Annotated in this window: 13 protein-coding genes, 1 tRNA gene and 2 pseudogenes; 9 read left to right on the top strand and 7 right to left on the bottom strand. The window is 71.4% G+C overall.

What is annotated here, in order from left to right; genetic code table 11:
- Positions 1-46: 46 nt before the first annotated feature.
- From ACTWP8_RS13310 to ACTWP8_RS13335, 6 genes are all read right to left on the bottom strand, one after another.
- Positions 47-2461 (bottom strand): type IV secretory system conjugative DNA transfer family protein, encoded by a 2415-nt coding sequence (locus ACTWP8_RS13310; RefSeq protein ID WP_443322346.1) that lies wholly within the window; start codon positions 2459-2461, stop codon positions 47-49.
- Positions 2449-4311, bottom strand: coding sequence for a VirB4 family type IV secretion system protein (locus tag ACTWP8_RS13315; RefSeq protein WP_443322347.1), 1863 nt, complete (start codon positions 4309-4311; stop codon positions 2449-2451). Before ACTWP8_RS13315 ends, ACTWP8_RS13310 begins: the two co-directional genes overlap by 13 nt.
- The gene (locus ACTWP8_RS13320) at positions 4308-5261 is read right to left on the bottom strand and encodes a PrgI family protein (protein ID WP_443322348.1); all 954 of its coding nucleotides are present in this window, start codon (positions 5259-5261) and stop codon (positions 4308-4310) included. Before ACTWP8_RS13320 ends, ACTWP8_RS13315 begins: the two co-directional genes overlap by 4 nt.
- A 6-nt stretch (positions 5262-5267) precedes the next feature.
- The gene (locus tag ACTWP8_RS13325) at positions 5268-6983 is read right to left on the bottom strand and encodes a hypothetical protein (RefSeq protein ID WP_443322349.1); all 1716 of its coding nucleotides are present in this window, start codon (positions 6981-6983) and stop codon (positions 5268-5270) included.
- 293 nt (positions 6984-7276) lie between these two features.
- Positions 7277-7657, bottom strand: a complete 381-nt coding sequence (locus ACTWP8_RS13330) for a pilin (protein ID WP_443322350.1) — start codon at positions 7655-7657, stop codon at positions 7277-7279.
- Between the two features lie 366 nt (positions 7658-8023).
- Positions 8024-8839, bottom strand: coding sequence for a hypothetical protein (locus ACTWP8_RS13335; RefSeq protein WP_443322351.1), 816 nt, complete (start codon positions 8837-8839; stop codon positions 8024-8026).
- Positions 8840-9313: 474 nt separating this feature from the next.
- On the opposite strand from ACTWP8_RS13335, the gene ACTWP8_RS13340 reads away from it, so the two are divergent.
- The 6 genes and pseudogenes from ACTWP8_RS13340 to ACTWP8_RS13365 all read left to right on the top strand — a co-directional run.
- Positions 9314-9973 carry a hypothetical protein gene (locus ACTWP8_RS13340; RefSeq protein WP_443322352.1) on the top strand — a complete coding sequence of 220 codons (660 nt, stop codon included), beginning with the start codon at positions 9314-9316 and terminating at the stop codon, positions 9971-9973.
- Between the two features lie 17 nt (positions 9974-9990).
- On the top strand, positions 9991-10968 hold the full coding sequence (locus ACTWP8_RS13345; RefSeq protein ID WP_443322353.1) for a TRM11 family SAM-dependent methyltransferase: 978 nt from the start codon (positions 9991-9993) through the stop codon (positions 10966-10968).
- 28 nt (positions 10969-10996) lie between these two features.
- Positions 10997-11467 (top strand): annotated as a pseudogene (locus tag ACTWP8_RS13350) (DNA cytosine methyltransferase); the annotation flags it as partial.
- Positions 11468-11555: 88 nt separating this feature from the next.
- Entirely contained in the window at positions 11556-11960 is a 405-nt protein-coding gene (locus ACTWP8_RS13355; RefSeq protein ID WP_443322354.1) for a hypothetical protein, read from the top strand.
- Positions 11961-12210: 250 nt separating this feature from the next.
- A complete protein-coding gene (locus tag ACTWP8_RS13360; RefSeq protein WP_443322355.1) occupies positions 12211-12477 on the top strand; it encodes a hypothetical protein in 267 nt (88 codons plus the stop codon).
- Between the two features lie 599 nt (positions 12478-13076).
- A pseudogene (locus tag ACTWP8_RS13365) lies at positions 13077-13508 on the top strand (recombinase family protein); the annotation flags it as partial.
- A gap of 944 nt (positions 13509-14452) precedes the next feature.
- Here the strand turns inward: ACTWP8_RS13365 and ACTWP8_RS13370 are convergent.
- Positions 14453-14524 (bottom strand) — tRNA-Arg (locus ACTWP8_RS13370).
- A gap of 102 nt (positions 14525-14626) precedes the next feature.
- On the opposite strand from ACTWP8_RS13370, the gene ACTWP8_RS13375 reads away from it, so the two are divergent.
- The 3 genes from ACTWP8_RS13375 (at position 14627) to lysA (ending at position 17968) form a co-directional block, all read left to right on the top strand.
- Entirely contained in the window at positions 14627-15136 is a 510-nt protein-coding gene (locus ACTWP8_RS13375; protein WP_443322356.1) for a response regulator, read from the top strand.
- 132 nt (positions 15137-15268) lie between these two features.
- Positions 15269-16447, top strand: a complete 1179-nt coding sequence (nrtL, locus tag ACTWP8_RS13380; protein ID WP_443322357.1) for an ArgS-related anticodon-binding protein NrtL — start codon at positions 15269-15271, stop codon at positions 16445-16447.
- Between the two features lie 129 nt (positions 16448-16576).
- The gene (gene lysA, locus ACTWP8_RS13385) at positions 16577-17968 is read left to right on the top strand and encodes a diaminopimelate decarboxylase (RefSeq protein ID WP_443322358.1); all 1392 of its coding nucleotides are present in this window, start codon (positions 16577-16579) and stop codon (positions 17966-17968) included.
- The last annotated feature ends 36 nt before the right edge of the window (positions 17969-18004 follow it).

Here is an 18004-nt window from a genome sequence, read left to right on the forward strand (position 1 = left end):
TTCACCACTGGTGTGTGAGGGGGAACGGTGAAGTCGGGTGCCGGGCTCAGGGCCGCGTGGCGGGGCACGGTCCGGTGCGGCCTGCGGCGGCTTGTCGGAGGTCCCGGGCTCGGCCGGGTACGGCCGGTGGCAGGGGGTGGGTGGTGAGGGTGAAGGCGGCGGATTCCGCGCCGCCGACAAGGAGGTGAGCGGCGGCCTGGTAGGGGCCGAGGTGGGCCAGGTCGTGCGCGGTCAGCGTCGGCAGGGTGTGGCGTTCCAGTGAGCTGGCGTCTTCGGGCGAGGCGTTGAAGAAGATCTTGTTGCGGGCGTTGGCGGAGATGCCTTCGCGCAGGTCGCGCGGGAGCTGGGCCAGGTGCTGGTGGGCCAGCAGCATGGACAGGCGGTAGCCGCGGGCCTCGGCGAGCATGTCCTCCAGCGGATACGGCAGGGTGAGGAAGTTGTGCGCCTCGTCGATGCTCAGCGTGGCGTCGATGCGGTGGTGTTCGGGGGTACGGGCGCGGGCTGCGGCGGCCTGCCAGGCTCCCGCGACGATGAACGAGCCGAGCAGCCGGGCGGTCTCCTCGCCGAGAGCGCCCTTGGGAAGACGGGCGAGCAGGATGCCGCCGTCGAGGACCTGTCCGAGGTCGAAGGTGGAGGGGCCGGCGGCGATGGCGCGGCGGGCGAAGTCGCGCAGCAGGAAGGCGCGCAGCTTGTTCATCACCGGGCCGACCACGGCGGCACGGGAGGGCTCGGACATCGATTCGTACCAGGCCCAGAAGCCGCGCAGCACGGGGTCCTTGAGCGCGGGGATGATCCGCAGCCGGTAGGCGGGCTCGCCCAGCAGGCGGGGCACATCAGCGAGGGTGACCTGTTGGTGGGTGCGGTCGCGGTGTTTGAGGAGGGTCAGGCACGCGGCGCGCATCAGGTCGTCGGTCCTGGGTCCCCAGAAGGCGGTGAAGATCCGGCGGAAGATGCCGGTGATGTTGTCCACGACGACGTCGATGTCGGCCCCGTCCAGCACGTTCAGACACGGTGGCGGGTGGGGGTCGTCGGGGTCGATGAGGACGAGGCGGTCGGCGCAGGTGTCCGGGAGCCGCTCGAGGAGGTCGGTGACCAGGTCGCCTTTGGGATCGATGACGATGACGCCGCGATGGTGGCGTACGTCGTCCAGCGCGAGGTTGGCGATCAGGGTGGACTTGCCGGAGCCGGTCGCGCCCATGACATGGAGGTGGTGGCGGGTGTCGGCCACGGCGAGGCCGACGCCGCGGCGGGCGCCGGCGTCGGAGCGGCCGAGGCGCTTGACGCTGTTGCCGGGCGCGGGCTCGGGGATCGGCGGGGGTGGCAGGACGGAACGGGCTCCAGCCCGCTGGACGCCCGGCGCGTCCGCGTCGAGGGGCAGGTGGGCGAGGGCGCCAAGCTCTGGCACCGACAACAGTGCAGGCCGCCCGGGCGGGAACTGCCGGGGGCTCATGCGCAGTTCAGGATTTCTCAAGCGGGTGCGGACGACGTGGTTGCGGTCGGCGTACAGCCCGAAGGCGGAGGCGATCGCGTGGGCCCGGCCGCGCGCCACATCCCCAGCACGCTCTGCCTGCCCGGAGCAGGTGGCGGCGTAGGTGAGGGCACATTCCCACTGGGGTCCGGAGAGCTTGACCGCCGACTGTCTTACGGCGGCGCCGTGTTCGGGGTCCTGCTTACCGGTCGCGGTGGGCTGGGCGCGGTGGAGGAGGAAAGCGGTCAGGGCGGGCAGCCGGGTGGGGGTGTGCCCGGCCTTCAGCCGCCGGGCCTGGCGGCGGGCCCGGCGCAGCGCGCTGCCGGTGGCGGGCCGGGCCAGGACTTGCACACATGCGGACTCGTCCTCGCCCATGCCGGTGGCGGCCTGGAGGAGCGCTCGGAGTGGGTCGGTGGCGTGGTCGGTGCGCAGGGGAAGGACGCCGGGGCGGGCCGGGCGTAGCCGTCCGGCGGTGTGGGTGTGGTCGTGGGGGAGGAGCGGCGTGGGCTGGGTGACGCGGGTGTGGGCGCCGGGCCAGGCGGCCTCCACCGCGCGGCGTACCAGGCCCAGCGGCACGGTGGCGGGGACCCACAGGCGGATGTGCAGTCCGGTGTGGGACCAGGTGTATTCGAAGGCGAGATGCGGCTGGCCGGTGGTGATCCGGCGCCACCACGGGCGCAGGAGACCGGCGAGCTGCGCCCACAGCACTTCGCCGCCCTTGGGAGCGACTGTGGGCGGGGCGAGGATCTCCACGCAGCGCGCGCCGTCGGCGAGGCGTTGTTGACGCGCTTGGTGCAGGCGGTGGCGCAGCACGTAGCCGCTGGCAACGGCGACGGCGGCGCAGGGGGCGAGGACGGGCGCGTGCGCGCCGAGCCAGCTGATGGCACCGTGGCTGACCGTGGCCCAGAAGCCACTGGGGTCGGTGAGGAAGTCCACCAGCGGACCGCCCGGCTGAGTGGCGGCGAGCACCGGGCGCACCGTCATGACTCCCATTCCCCGTCGCCGTTGAGCGCCTCATCGGTGAAGAGGCCATGGGTGTCGGGGGCCTGGTCTGCCTGGTGTTGGGCGGCGAGCTCGCCCGGGTCGGTGGTGATCACCTCGTGTTCGCCGGGCGCCGCGACGCTGATCAGGGCGACCTTGTGGCGGCGGTCACCGGTCAGCAGCAGGGCCTCGCCGCGAGTCGCGGAGAGCAGGAACTCCCGTTCGCCGTGGCTGAGGTGGAAGGTCTCGGTGATCGTGTCGATGGCCTGTGGAGCCTGGCGGAGCAGGATCTGGGTGGCCGCGTTGGAGACGATGACCCGCCCCAGCGGGGAGGCCAGCACATCGTCGGCGTCCTGAGTGACCATCGCGAGCCCGGTCCAGTACTTGCGGGCGGCCTTGGCCATACGGAACAGGAAGCGGGCGCCGGCTCCGTCGCGCATCAGCAGCCATGCCTCGTCCACCACGACCAAGTGCCGGCCACGCTTGGGACGGTGGGTGACCTGCCGCCAGATCGCATCCAGGGCAAGCAGCATCGCCGGGGCCTTGACCTCTTCGGGAAGCTGGCGGAGCGCGAAGACCACCAGATGCCCGGAGGTGGCGGCGGTGCTGTGGCTATTGAACAGCTGGGCATGCGAGCCGGTGGTGTAGGGGGCGAGCCGGTCGGCGAGCTCTGCTGCCGCCTCGCTGCCGTCCTCAGCCAGCACCGTGGCCAGGTCGGCGAGCGTAGGCGGCGTGCGCTGCCAGGTACGGGAGTCCGCGGTGATCCCGGCGCGCGCATACGTGGTGAGGATCGCCCGGTCGAGCACGGCCTTCTCGCCTGCGGTCAGGTCGGTGCCCAGCAGGACTGCGAGGAAGGTGTGCAGGAACAGGACGCGCCGGGTGAGGACATCCTCCCCGTCGTCCGTCGGTGCTGGGAGGTCGAAGGGGTTGAGGCGTACGCCGTCGGCGCCGAGCGCGATGACGGTGCCGCCGACGGTTTCGGCGAGGCGGACGTACTCGTCCTCCGGGTCGATCACCGATGCCGTGACGCCGGTGAATAGCAGCCGGAGCAGCTCGAGTTTGGTGAGGTAGGACTTGCCGGCGCCGGAGCGGGCCAGGGTGATGGAGTTGTAGTTGTCCTGCACGAAGCGGTCCCACAGCACCGGCGCGCCGGAGGCCGCATTCAGCCCATACAGCAGCCCGGAAGCCGTGCGGTCCTGGTCGGTGGTGACCGGTAGGTCGGGGCTGGTGAAGGGGAAGCAGGCGGCGAGTGCGGCGGTGTCGAAGGTGCGGCGGATCTTGAGGGTGTCGATGCCCAGGGGGAGGGTGGCCAGCCAGCCCGGCAGCGACCGGTAGGTGGTCGGCGCCACCGTGATGAGCAGGGACTCGGCGATCGCACGTACGGCGGCGGCCTGCTCGGCCAGGCTCTCCTCGTCCGGGGCGTGCACCGTCAGGTACAGGGCGAGGTGGAAGAGTTTTCCCTCACCGCGGGCGATGCGGTAGGCGAGGTCGGCGGCGTCCGCGGCGGCGGCCTCCACCTCCGGATCGTCCAGATGCCCCTTGTCGAAGCCGGTGCGTCGGCCGGACTCCAGGCGAGCGCGCTGCCTCTTCAGCCCCGCTGCCGCTACCGGGTTGGGGACCGGCTCGATGTGCAGGGCGATGTCGAGGTGCCCGGGGAAGTTCAACAGCGGGGCGAGCCAGCCGGGGGTGACCTCGGCCGGGTAGCCGGTGACCACCAGCGTGGTCGCCAGGTGCGCGCCGACGGCCAGCGTACGGGCGTGTACCTCGATGGCCTCGGGCCCGACCACATCCAACAATTGAGCGCTGTCGATGACCGGCAGTTCGGAAGCGGTGCGGTGGCGGCCGAAGAGGAACCGCGTCATGTGAGATCACCTTCCGATCCATTCTGGGGCGGGTGTGGGGTGTCGGGGTTGCAGGCCGAAGCGATCAGGCCGGCGCTGTGCTCGGCGTCCAGCGGCGTGACGGTAATCTCGGCGGCAGCCAGGGCCCGGGCAGCCTCGTGGACGCGCTGAAGAACGCGCCCCTCACCCGCGCGGTGCCGTGGGCCGTGCGCCGAAGCGTCTTCGCGGGCGACGAGCACGATCTGCCGACCGAGCAGGTTGCCGCCTGCCGCGAGGTCGGCGAGGAAGTCGGCGTGCGCGCGGGCGGCTCGTTCCAGCGCCGGGTGCGGCAGCGCGGCGGCATCCTGCTGCAGGGTGTCGGCGAGCGGGGCGAGGTCGATGCGGTGGCAGCTCACCAGCACCTGAACCGGCCCGGTCAGGGAGTTGAGCAAGCGCGCGAACGCCGCGGTCAGACCCTGCTGTTCGGCCGCTGAGCGCAGCTCGAAGTTGACCGTGGAGCACGTGGCCAGCGAGGCCCTGCCCGCGTCGCGTAGGTCGAGCACCCCACCGGCGGTGATGCCGTCGCACGGCATGCGCATCGCGGCCGGCGGCGGCCGGTCGGCTCTGGTCCAGCGCTCGGGGATCACGGCGGGCAGCCGCGGGACGCCTTCGGGCGCGTGCACGCGCCGACCCCGGGTGCGGGCATAGGCGAAGGCGGCGAGCAGGAAGCGGTCCAGGCCGATGCCCTCCCGTCGGCCGAGCACGAGCGCGGCCACTGCCCCAGCGATCGGGATCACCAAGGCCGCGTACGCAAGCGGAGCCATGAACGGCCGCGTCGCCCAGTACCCGCCGTACAGCACCAGCGCTGCGACAGCGAAGATCGCGCTCTGCCGTGCTGTGAAAGGCCCCAGGAGACGGTCGGGGCGCGAGATGTCTGCGGGAATGCGCGTGGCATACGGGGTGCCTGCCGCCTCGTCGTCGGGATGGCTCATGCGGGGTTACCTCCGGGGCGGTTCGAGGGGCAGCCGCAGCTGCATGGGGCGCGGCGGGCGCACGCGCACCCGGCGGGCGGGAACGGGCAGGGCCGGCTGGCGTGCACGGGGCAGGGCGGCGGGGCGGGCCGGGGGCGGTGTGCTGCGTAGGGCGTGGATCGGCGCGGGTGGGTCTAGGGCTCGCTCGGTGCGGATCGGCAGCCCGAGCTGCGTGGGTCGGGCAGGTCGGCCCGCCGCGCGCTCGGCTGTGATCGGGAGCGCAAGTTGGCGTACCCGCCGGACCGGGGCTCGGTGAACGACGGCGCGAGGACCTCTCGCTCTATCGGCGAGGGGAGCCGCGGCGGGAGCACGGCGCTTGAGAGCTCGGGTTGCTGCGGGCGGCCTGCGCGCGGCGCGGGGACCAACGGCCCAGGCGGGCGTGCGGTTTGTCCTGCTGGCGGACGCGCGGCGTCCTGAGGCAAGGGCAGCACCGGATCCCGGCCCGCCGTCTGCTCCAGGGCGGTCACTAGGATGGACCTGGTCAGCACGGCCTTCGGCCAGCAGAGCCCGGCGCGGGCCAACTGGACCCCGACTGGCTCCGGGCCCAGTTGGCACCGGTCGGCCACCGCCGCGGCCGCCTCCGCCCTGTCCCGGACGGCCGCCCCCGCCACCTGCTGGTCCGCCGCGGCCGAACCCGAACCCGGCACCGCCTCCTCCACCACCGCGGGGGCGGCGGCGCAGCAGGTGCATGCCGGGCAGGTAGTGGTCCATGAGCCGGTACATCGCCAAGTGTCTGAGGATGCGCACCCCGGTGGGGGCGTGCGGGTTGTGCACGGGAGTACCGCGGAGCACGACCTGGAGGGTCCAGCCGGGAATCTTGAACAGCACCCAGAACAGGGCCATCCCCGCGAGCGTGGTGCCCAGCTGGTCGGACTTGGGGATGCCCAGGGCCGTGGCCCCGGGGGCGAAGAAGAGCTTCAGGGCGAGGACGAAGGTCATCGACTGAGCGATCTGGATGACCAGGCATCCGGCCAGAGCGCGCCACCACAGCCGGGCAACGGGGTCGGTCACCGGATGGGCGTGACACGCCAGCATCAGGGGCGCGGTCACGGCCAGCAGCGCCATCACCGCGACGCGCACCAGAAAGCCGACCAGGACCGCGAGCACCAGCGCGATCATCACGATCGCCAACAGCAGTAGGTACAGCTTCAGACCCGGTGCACCGAACAGGGCGAAGGGCAGGACGCGTTCGACCATGCCGTGACCGGCGTCCACCATGCCGTGACCGGCGTCCACCATGCCAGTGGCCATGATCGCGTGGGCGAGGGCGTTGGACAGGCCGATCGCCTTGCCCGTCACGGTCAGGGAGGTGGCCGCCGCGACCATCCCGAGCAGCAGGCGCGGGGCGATCTGCTGGAGGGCGTAGCGGGTCTGGACGGTCTCGTAGCCCATGACCGTGATGCCGCCCGCTGTCACGAAGAGCACGTAGATCCCGGCTGTGATCCCCAGCATCGCGGTCCACAGTTGCTTGATGTCGGTGTGCCGGGTGATGTCGGGGGTGGCCAGCAGGGTGTCGGCGAGGAACTCCCGGACCGGCTTCATGATCTGCTCGATCAGCATGCCGAGGAACGAGGTGATCGCGTTCACGATCATGCCGGGGATGTCGAAAAGGTCCGAGAAGCCGAACCCGCCACCGGTGCCGCAGTCGCTCGGGTCGCCGTCCACTTCGCACGCCGGGGGCATCAAGCCTGGCGTCGGCTCGGGAGGTGAGGGCCGGTCCGGTTCGGGCGTGGGGTGGCCCGGAGTAGCGGTTGGTCCAGGCGCGGGATCCGGAGTCGGCTCTGGCTCTGCATCCGGGGAGGGAGCTGCCGGACCGGGCGTCGGTTGCGGTTCGGGCTGGGGCGGCTCTGGAGCCGCCGGTGCCGAAGGAGCCGCAGCCACCGCGTTCGCGGAGGCGGACTGCGCGGAGAGCGGGACCAGCACCAGGGCAGTCAGGAACAGTAGGGGCAGAGCGCGGCCCAGGGGCTTGGCGCGGCTCACTGCCCGGCCCCGTTGCCCGCGCCGACGATGCCCTGCAGCACCGTCACGATCACCGGGGCCAGGATGGCCAGGCCGTACCCGATGCTCGCGGCCTTCAACGCCCGCTTGGCGGCCTCGACTTCCCCCGGATCGCCACCGGCCATCAGGTAGCGCAGCCCACCGAAGGTCAAAAACAGGGTGGCGAGACCGGCCAGGAGGCCGACGATCCAGTTCCGCAGATTCGTGATCACGGTCGGGATGTCCGCGACCGCCCATGCGCGCGGCGGGCCCACCAGAGTGACGAAGAGGGTGAAGACGGTGGTGCAGCCGATCCGGGCTGTCCAGCGGCCCGCCAGGTCGACTGGCGGCCGAGGCGGCCGACGGAGTCTTGTGGGCATGGCGGACGACCTCCAGCAGGGCACGGCACGGCAGCAGAACAGGAGCGGAACGAAAGGGGATGGCAACGCCGTACGCGGCGCATGGCGTGGTGCATGGGGTGGGGTGAGCACGGATTCCCTTGGTCCCGGGGCCGACCTCCTTACAGGGGGGCGGCGATGGGCAACGGCGCTCGGGTGTCAGCACGAGACGGGCGTGCTCACCCCACCCGACAGCAAGGCCCAGGCAAGACAGCAGTGACAGGACCTTGCAGGCGGCGGCCTGGCCGGGTGCGTGGCGCGCATCCGGCGGCGGGCCCTTACCGGTAATAGAGATTCACGGGACGGAAAGTGACATCCGTCGCTCGAACGTCTCCGGTTCCCGTGGTCTCACTCTCCGCGCAGCTGGCCCTTCAGGTGGGCGGCCAGGTGCTGCTCGGCGGCGGCGCGGTGTCGGTAGAGCTGACGCACACTCACTCCCCGCTCATCGGCCAAGCGTTGCATCGGCTCCCCGTTCAGACGCGTACGGGCGATCAGACGCGCCTCGGCGATGTCCACGACACGTGCTTGGACCGCGCGGGCCAGCACTGTGTACTCGTCCTTGATCTTGCCGTCGTCGCCGGCTTCGGCCGCCTCCTGGCATCCGGCCCGAGACGTGTAGAGCGCAAGCCGACCCAGGTGCACGGCTGGCCCGGTCTCCCGGGCGGCTCGGCGGCGCGCGGCGTACACCAGACGGTGCAGCGCCCGGTCGGCCGCCGCGAACAGCGACCGGCCCACGTCCTCGGCGTTCACGTCCACCGAGTGCAGGGCGGTGGCGACGGCCGCCAGAGCCTCCTGCTCGACTTCGGCACGCTCCAGGTGGGCGGGGCGGGACAGCCGGGCCAGCATCCGGCGCAGCACCGGCACTGTCATCGCAACGGCCACCGTGTCCCACGGCTGGCCGACCTGCTGGGCGCGGCGGACCACCTCACGCCAGGTCCGCTCACGCAGCGTCGGCGCGGTGGCGGGGTGGGCGAGGCGGGTGCGGACCTGGTCGACGGGCAGCACAGGCTGCTCCGGCTCCTCGCAGACCAGACGCGCGGGCAGCGTCAACGGGCTGGCGGTCCGGGCGAGCGCGAGGAAGGACTCCTCCAGCACCTGCAGCGGAGAACGGACTTCGGCGTACGTGCAGCCCGGGCGGCTGGCCGGACGGTGAGAGTCGTGCATGGCACTGCTCCTTGTGGGGCGTGGCGGACAACGTCTGCCGCCACCTCTGTCACCCCGCCGTGCCACCAGCGGACCGCCCGCGCGCCAGCCCCGCGTCATGGCCGAACCGCTGGCTCGGTGTGTGCGATGGCCCGCCACCGGCCCACGCCCGATGACCAGCACCGGCGCCCCAGCCGGGACACCCGGTATCGAACATCAAGAAATTTCTGGCCGAGTCTTCCCCCTCATGGCGCCGCATGCTTGGGTGGCTCGGCAGTGGCTCGCAGGTGGCTCACCACCGGCCCGCTGGCCGGATGACCTGGGCAAAGGAGCGTTAGCCGCTCGGAGTTCCGAGCTATCGGCCCATCAGAACTCCTGCGCCGCAGGCGAATCGAACGCTTACGGCAGCGATGGCATTCTCGCCTACTCGCTTCCCTATTACTTCACGTCAGCACACGACGGATCTGATCCCTGCTCCCCGGGCGCCACCTGCCCATGCCCATCACCCCATCTCGCCGACGACGCACCCCTCGTACCCGCCCCGCCAGCCCGCTGCCGACCACCATCTGGCTCCCCGACCCCGACCAGCCCGACGCAGCCCCCGCCGCAGGCAGCGTGCTGCCCTACTGGGCGATCGACAAGATCCGCACCGAGTTCATCCACCGCCCCGGCCACCTGCCCGCACCCCTGCTCAAGATCTCCATCCGCGACACCGCACCGGGCATGGACGCCCGCACCCCCTGCACCACCCACGCCGATGCCGCCGACGGCACGGCCAGCGGGGCACCGGTACTGCTCGCCGAACTCCATCCCGACACCCTCCCCGCCGAGCCCCTGCCCTCGGCCGTCACCGAGATGCCCGGCGCGATGGAGAACGGCTGGCCCGGCTTCTTCCACCGCGCCCACCGCCTCCTCCCTGCCGACGGGCTGCTCCTGCTGGCCACCCGCCAACACCGGGAGGGCGGAGTGCTCACCGACCCGCTCGGCCATCTCATCGCCGCCGCCCGCACGGCCGGCTTTCGCTACCTGCAGCACATCGTCATCGCCCACGCCCACGCGGTCGAAGACCGGCTCGTGCCCGCCCCACCCATCGACGCCAGCCCCGGCGTGATCCACAGCGACCTGATCGTCCTCTCGGCGATCCACCACGCCTGACGGCCCAAGGAGCTCCCGTGCCCTGTTCCCTCTCGGTGTGGAACACAGCCCCCACCTCCGCCCCCGCACAGCGCAAGGGCCGCTACGTACCCGGCTCGGCCGCCCACCCGGCCAAGATGCTCCCGGCCATCGCCGCCCACGCGATCAGGACCTACACGCGCCCCGGCGACCTGGTCCTGGACCCGATGTGCGGCATCGGCACCACCCTCGTCGAAGCCATCCACCTCGGCCGCAGCGCCATCGGCGTCGAGTACGAACTGCAATGGGCCCGCCTGGCCCGTCTCAACGCTGCTTCCGCCACACGCGAAGGCGGCACCGGTACCGGCGCGGTCGACTGCGGCGACGCCCGCCGCCTCACCCGCCTCATCCCCACAGCCCTCCACGGTGAAGTGGACCTCGTCCTCACCTCGCCACCGTACGGGTCGAGCGTCCACGGACAGGTCCGCTCCACTCGGGAGACCGGTGAACGCGGCGTGGTCAAGAAGGACTTCCACTACAGCCACGACCCCGCCAACCTCGCCCACGTCTCCACCGACCGGCTCCTTCACGCCTTCACCGAGATCCTCGCCCAGTGCCGCATCATGCTGCGCCCCGGCGGCACCGTCGTGGTCACCACCCGCCCCTGGCGCGAACGCGGCGAACTCATTGACCTGCCCTCCGCCGTCCTCGCCGCCGGAAGAGCCGCCGGACTCACGCCGTCCGAGCGCTGCGTCGCCCTCCTTGCCGGCATCCGCGACAGCCGACTCATCACCCGCCCCTCGTTCTTCCAGATGAAGAACGTCCGCGACGCCCGCCGCCAGGGCATTCCCCTCTCAGTGGTGCAGCACGAGGACGTGCTCACCTTCACTAAAACCGTCCTCCCGAGCAGTCCCGCGGACGGCACGGAACCGCCGAGCACACCACGGTGCAGGGCTGGGGCGGGCGGCGAACCGACCACCACGGCAGCCTGCGACTCCCGAACCTGCACCCGAAGGACCGGCCGTGGCCGCCGCTGACTGCTCGATCGGCAGCCTTTGCTCCGGAGTGGGCGGCCTGGACCTCGGTGTCGCGGCCGCGCTCGGTGGCCACATCGCCTGGCACGCCGAGACCGACCCCCGCGCCGCTCAGGTACTCGCCCGCCACTGGCCCGGTGTCCCGAACCTGGGCGACGTGCGAGCCATCGACTGGCACCTGGCCGAGCCCGTGTGCGTGCTCACGGCCGGATTCCCCTGCCAGGACCTCTCCGTCGCCGGCCCACGCACCGGACTTGCCAGCGGCACCCGCTCCGGCCTGTGGCAGAACATCGTCGGTGCCATCGATGCCCTTAACCCCTGCCTGGTGGTGATCGAGAATGTCCGCGGCTTGCTGTCCACCCGAGCCGGAACCCACGCCCTTCGCCACGTGGAACCCTGCACGCGGTGTATGGGAAACCCGCCCGATCAACCCCGTATGCGGGCACTGGGCGTGCTTCTCGCGGACCTGGCCGACCTCGGGTACGACGCGAGCTGGACATGCGTACGCGCCGCTGACGTCGGCGCCCCGCACCGCCGAGAGAGGGTATTCCTCAGCGCCTGGCCCGCAACATCAGGAGGACAGTCCACTGTTGAAGACGCCTACGGCGAACCTGGGCAGCAACGGCGGCTCCCAGCACCCCACCAAACGCAAGGCCGGAGGCCACGGCCCAACCCTCGCCGACGAGATCGAACACCTGCTGCCCACCCTCACAGCCAGCGACGGTGCCAAAGGCTCCCCGAACCAGAAGCACGGCAACGGCGGCTTCACCCTCGCCTCGACCGCGGCAACGCTCGCTGCCCGCACCAAACCGACCGGGGTTACAGCAACGGAGGCGACCGAGTACCTGCTGCCTACGCCGACTGCATCCGACGGGAACGGTGGCGCCGGCACGACGCCGAAACGCAAAGGCGGCATGAACCTGCGAACGGCCGTCACTCACCTGCCCCGTGGTGGGGCGACTACCTGCCCGCCATCCGGAGATGGGAGCGCGTGACCGGACACGCCGCGCCCAGACCCATCCAGCCCGGCACGCGTCGGCTGTCCGCCGAATTCGTCGAGTGGATGATGGGCCTCACCGGTCACGTCACTGGCGCCGCGGGCCTCTCCCGGGCTGCGCAGCTCCACCTCCTTGGCAACAGCGTCGTTCCCCACCAAGCCGCCCGAGCTGTGGACGTCCTGCTCCCCGACGGCATCCCGTTCCAGGGCCCACGGCCATGGTGCGGTACCGAAGCGAGAAGTGAGCCGTGACCGCCCCGCTGCCGCCCCGCGTCAACGTGCAAGATCGCGGCCTTGACGACGCGGCCGAGACGGAGCGTCCATGGACGACGATCGCCCGCCAACCCGCGGAACTGGCCAGCTCACCCAAGGAGCTGCGGGTGGTCGTCGAGTACGTCGTCGTCGAAGGCGAGGACGCTCAGGCTCTGGCCCAGCGCCAAGCGGTCGCGATCCGCGAAGTGCTGGAGTGGCTGTACGCGCACTGCTGCGACGCGGGCCACATTCGCCGAGCGTGAGCTCCCGCCCGACCCGTGGGAGAGGACAGCACATGCCGGAGATCTCGCCCGGCGCCCGGCCCTGGGCACCCTCCTTGCCAGACCGGCCTTGGTCCAGGGGCAGCATTCCCGACGCGGCCGCCGTTCCGGTCAGCGTCCCTGTGGCCTGGCTCGGCCGTACCTCCACGGAGGACGCGCAGGATCCCACGCTGTCCCTCCCACGGCAGCTTCGCAACGCCAGAGCTGCGTTGCCGCCGGGCTGGGTTATCGTCGCCCACTTCTACGACGTCGAGTCCGGTCGCAAGGAGCTGGACGAACGCGGCCGCTCCCTGGCGTACCAGCAGTTCAATATCCCCATCCCGCGCGACGGCAGCATCTCCGATCTCCTTGAAGAGGCCCAGCGCCCAGACCGCCGCTTCGCCGCCGTCATCTGCGAGTCCATCGAGCGTGTGGCCCGCCGTACGTACTTCGGCACCAAGATCGAGTACGAGCTTGAGCAGGCCGGAGTGGCCCTGTGCGCCGCCGATGAACCGATCGTCACCGGGCGCGGTGCCAAGCGTGCCACCCCGACCCTCACCCGCCGTGTCAAGCAGGCAGTCTCCGAGTGGTACGTGCTGCAGATGCTGGAGCTGTCCTGGGACGGCTTCGTTGAGCACACGAGACAGGGCTGGAACACCGGCAAGCCGCCGTACGGCTACCTGGCCGAGAAGGTTCCGCACCCGGTCCCCGCCCGCCGGGCCGAGGGCCGCACCAAGCACCGGCTCGTCCCCGACCCCCCTCGTTCTCCGGCCGTCACTGCCATCTTCCAGCTCCGCGGACTGGACAAGCTCGGCTATGACGCCATCGCCGATCGTCTCAACCTCGACCGGGCCGCCTACCCGCCCCCGGAGCCGACCCGCGCCGACGCCGCCCTCGACCGCTGGAGCGGCTCCGCCGTACGTGAGGTCCTCAAGAATCCCAAATACACCGGCTACCAGGTATGGAACCGCCGCGCGACGAAGAAAGGCGGCCGCAACAACGACCCGAAGGACTGGGTGTGGTCGGCCCAGCCCACCCACGAACCTCTGGTCACCCGCGAACTCTTCGACACGGTCTCCGCCATGTCCAGAAAGCGCCAGGGCTCGCGCACCACTCCCGGCAAGAACAGCCACCCCGCAACACAGCGCTCCTACATCCTGCGGTCGTACGTCAACTGCGCCCTGTGCAACCGTCGGATGTACGGCAAAAGCCGCCACCAGATTCCGTACTACGCCTGCGAGCCAGACCCGAACGAGCACCGTGACAGGCCCTGGTTCACCAGCCACCCCAAGAGTCTCTGGATCCGTGAGGAGACCCTGCTCACGACCATCTCCCGATTCTTCGCCACCCACGTCTTCGGCCCCGACCGCCGTACCCACCTCGGCGAAGCCCTCGAAACCGCACACCACGCCGACGGCTCGGCGGAACGCATCCCCCGGGAACGCGACGCCCTGGAGCAGGCCATCTCGGCGATCGAGCAACGCCAGGGTCGCCTGATCCAGGCTCTCGCCGAGGGCACGGGAGGATATAGACCCGACGAGGAACCCGACCCGGAACACGAGCGAGCATTCCGCGACGGCATCCGCAAAGAACACGCAACCCTGGGCGGGCGGCGAAAGGCCCTGTCCGAGCAATTGGCCGGGCTCGAGATCCCCGAGCCCGCACCCAAGCGCGACAACGCAGCCCTGCTCGACGCGCTCCCGTACCTGGACCTAGACCTCACACGTGTCCCCGAGGAGAAGCAGCGCCAGCTCTACGACGCCTTCAGCCTGGAAGTCCGCTACAACCGCCCCCGCGAAGAACTCGCGCTGCAGGTCACGATCCCAGGCCACATGATTGACGCACTGACGCGCATCACCCGCGGGCTGGACACGGGGAACAAAAAATCGGGTGCCCGTACCGAAGTACTGGCACCCGAGCACGGCACTCGGGGTCGGAAACCGGGGCAAAATACCCGTTCCCGTTCCCATGTTCTGGGTGCCCCCGGCAGGATTCGAACCTGCGCACACGGCTCCGGAGGCCGTTGCTCTATCCCCTGAGCTACGGGGGCGACTCGTCGCGTGTTCGGCGACGGGTAGAACCCTACCAGCTCCGGCGGGGTGCCCATGAACAGGGTTTTCCGGGTGATGGGGCTCCCCCGCAGGTGGCGGAAGTGGGCAAAACCCGGACGCAGCCGGAGTCGTCGACCTACCCTCGGGTTGTGCCTGGCTCGTATGGCCGGGTCCTTGTCGTCGACGACAACAAGGTCATCCGGCAGCTGATCAGGGTCAATCTCGAACTCGAGGGGTTCGAGGTCGTGACCGCGGCCGATGGTGCCGAGTGCCTGGACATCGTGCATCGCGTGCGCCCCGACGTCATCACGCTCGATGTCGTCATGCCCCGGCTCGACGGGATGCGTACCGCGGCCCGGCTGCACGCCGATCCCGGGACCCGGCACATCCCCGTCGCGATCGTCAGTGCCTGCACGCAGCTCGAGCTCGACAGCGCGCACTCGATCGGGGTCGCCGCCTTTCTGGCGAAGCCGTTCGAGCCGGTCGATCTCGTACGGATGGTGCGCCGGCTGGCCGGGCGGACGGCGCCCGGGGCACCCGGCAGCTGCCTGCGCGGGCCGGCCGGAGGCGGAGGCGGCGCCGCCGAGACCGCCGTACGTCCCGCGCGCTGAACCGGGCAGTCACCGGTCGAAGCCGACCGAGCCCGACCGAGCCCGGCCGAGCCCGACCCACCCGGCCGAGCCCGGCCACCCCGCGACAAACCCGTTCGCGGACCCACCCCCCACCTCCCATACGCTTGTCCCGTGACCCCCGCCGAGCTCTCCCGCACCGTGCTCTGCACCGTGCGCCGTGCCGTCGAGGCCGGTGAGCTGCGCGCGCCCGTGCCGGCCCGCGCGGTGGTCCGGCGTCCGCCCAGGCCCGGCTGCGGGGACTACGCCACCAACATCGCCCTCCAGCTGGCCAAGGGCGCGGGCCGCTCGCCGCGGCAGGTCGCCGAGATCCTCCGGCCCCGGATCGAGCAGGCCGCCGGGGTCGCGCGGGTCGATATCGCCGAGCCAGGGTTCCTCAACATCACCCTCGAGGACGGGTCGGACACCGCCCTCGTCCAGGCCGTGCTCGCGAGCGGCGCGTCGTACGGACACCAGCCGCCCAGCCCCGAGTCCGAGTCGTACGGGCACAGCGATCCCCGCGCTCACCACCCCGCCGTCGAGCTGAGCTTCCCCTACGACACCCGGGCCGCCGTCACCGCCGACGCGCTCGCCCGTATCCTCCGCGCCCGGGGCGCCACCGGCGTCACCCTTCGCTGCGAGCGCGAGCCCGACCCCGTATGGGAGGAGCTGGGTGTCACCACCGATACCGATACACACGGGTCGGTGTCCGCGGCCGACGAGCCTGCCGTCAGGCACGTCATCAGGCCCGTGCCCGTCAAGGTCCCCGCCCGCGACCTCCTCACGGCCCTCGGACCCGACGCCACCCGCTGGGCTCTCCTCCGCCCTGCCGCCCACGACCACCCCCGCACCGACCCCGCGCAGCTCCTCGCCCAGCGCGAGTCCAACCCCCTCTTCCGCGTCCAGTACGCCCACGCCCGCGCCCGCGCGCTCCTCCGCAACGCCGCGGACCTGGGCATCACCCCGGACCCGGCCGCCGGCGACACCGGCGATCCCGGCGACCTTGGCAACCCCGGCAACCCCGGCGACAAGCCCAGCCCCACCACCTTCGCCCCCCTCCTTGCCGCCCTCGGCGAGTACCCCGCCGTCCTCGCCTCCGCCGCCCGGCTCCGCGCCCCCGACCGGGTCGCGCGCCACCTCGAGGCGCTGGCCGACGCGTTCTTCCGCTTCCACGACACCTGCCCCGTCCTCCCGCGCGGTGACGAGAAACCTGAAGGCCCCCACCGAGCCCGTGCCGCCCTCGCCCAGGCCGCCGGGACGGTGCTCGCAGGCGGCCTGCACCTGCTCGGCATCACCGCACCCACCCACCTCTGAGCCCCCCTGAACCCCGCATCCCTGAACCCCGCATCCCTGAGCCCCGTAACCCCTGAGCCCCGTAACCCCTGAGCCCCCCGCCCCCTCTGACGCCCCCTCTGACGAGGATCCGAGGAGACTGAAAGACCCATGAGCCGTTCCGCCCACCCCGCCGGGCCCCGCCACGCCGACGTGCTGCCCGAAGGGCACTACACCGCTCCGCCCGCCGACCTCAACGCGCTCGACCCGCGCGTCTGGTCCCGTACGGTCACCCGTGACGCCGACGGCGTCGTCACCGTCGGTGGCATCGACGTCAAGCAGCTCGCCGAGGAGTTCGGCACCCCGGCCTACATCCTCGACGAGGACGACTTCCGCGCCCGCTGCCGCGCCTGGCGCAGCGCGTTCGGAGAGGGCGCCGATGTCTTCTACGCGGGCAAGGCGTTCCTCTCCCGCGCCGTCGTCCGCTGGCTGCACGAGGAGGGGCTGAACCTCGACGTCTGCTCCGGCGGCGAACTCTCCACCGCCCTCGCCGCCGGCATGCCCGCCGAGCGCATCGCGCTGCACGGCAACAACAAGTCGACCGAGGAGATCCACCGGGCGATCGAGGCGGGCGTCGGCCACATCGTCCTCGATTCCTTCCAGGAGATCGTCCGCGTCGCGCACATCGCCGAGCGGCTCGGCAAGCGCCAGCGCGTCCAGATCCGGGTCACGGTCGGAGTCGAGGCGCACACCCACGAGTTCATCGCGACCGCGCACGAGGACCAGAAGTTCGGCATCCCGCTCGCGGGCGGCCAGGCCGCCGAGGCCGTACGCCGGGTGCTCAGCCTGGAGAGCCTCGAACTCGCCGGAATCCACTCCCACATCGGCTCGCAGATCTTCGACACCTCAGGCTTCGAGGTGGCGGCCCACCGCGTCGTCGGACTGCTGAAGCAGGTGCGCGACGAGCACGGCGTCGAGTTGCCCGAGATCGACCTCGGCGGCGGCCTCGGCATCGCGTACACCTCGGACGACGACCCCCGCGAGCCGCACGAGATCTCCAAGTCGCTCGGCGAGATCGTCACCCGCGAGTGCGAGTCCGCCGGGCTCGCCGTGCCGCGGATCTCGGTCGAGCCGGGCCGCGCGATCGTCGGCCCCACCGCCTTCACCCTCTACGAGGTCGGCACGGTCAAGCCGCTGCCCGGCCTGCGGACGTACGTGAGCGTGGACGGCGGCATGTCGGACAACATCCGCACCGCCCTCTACGACGCCGAGTACAGCGTCGCCCTCGTCTCCCGCCGCTCGGACGCCGAGCCGATGCTGTCCCGCGTCGTCGGCAAACACTGCGAGTCGGGCGACATCGTCGTACGGGACGCCTTCCTGCCCGCGGACCTGGCGGCCGGGGACCTGCTCGCCGTGCCGGCCACCGGCGCGTACTGCCGCTCCATGGCGAGCAACTACAACCATGCGCTGCGCCCGCCGGTGGTCGCGGTCCGGGACGGCGAGGCGCGGGTGATCGTGCGGCGCGAGACGGAGGAAGATCTCCTGCGTCTCGACGTCGGATAATTGAGAACGGTGTCTTGAATTCTGGACCGGGGATAG

Source organism: Streptomyces sp. 7N604 (assembly GCF_052245475.1).
In the GTDB taxonomy this organism is placed as follows: domain Bacteria; phylum Actinomycetota; class Actinomycetes; order Streptomycetales; family Streptomycetaceae; genus Streptomyces.

Excerpts from the sequence above, each read along its gene's own strand:
- ACTWP8_RS13310 (WP_443322346.1), bottom strand. The coding sequence starts at position 2,461 with ATGGGAGTCATGACGGTGCGCCCGGTGCTCGCCGCCACTCAGCCGGGC.
- ACTWP8_RS13315 (WP_443322347.1), bottom strand. The coding sequence starts at position 4,311 with ATGACGCGGTTCCTCTTCGGCCGCCACCGCACCGCTTCCGAACTGCCG.
- ACTWP8_RS13320 (WP_443322348.1), bottom strand. The coding sequence starts at position 5,261 with ATGAGCCATCCCGACGACGAGGCGGCAGGCACCCCGTATGCCACGCGC.
- ACTWP8_RS13325 (WP_443322349.1), bottom strand. The coding sequence starts at position 6,983 with ATGCCCCCGGCGTGCGAAGTGGACGGCGACCCGAGCGACTGCGGCACC.
- ACTWP8_RS13330 (WP_443322350.1), bottom strand. The coding sequence starts at position 7,657 with ATGCCCACAAGACTCCGTCGGCCGCCTCGGCCGCCAGTCGACCTGGCG.
- ACTWP8_RS13335 (WP_443322351.1), bottom strand. The coding sequence starts at position 8,839 with ATGCACGACTCTCACCGTCCGGCCAGCCGCCCGGGCTGCACGTACGCC.
- ACTWP8_RS13340 (WP_443322352.1), top strand. The coding sequence starts at position 9,314 with ATGCCCATCACCCCATCTCGCCGACGACGCACCCCTCGTACCCGCCCC.
- lysA (WP_443322358.1), top strand. The coding sequence starts at position 16,577 with ATGAGCCGTTCCGCCCACCCCGCCGGGCCCCGCCACGCCGACGTGCTG.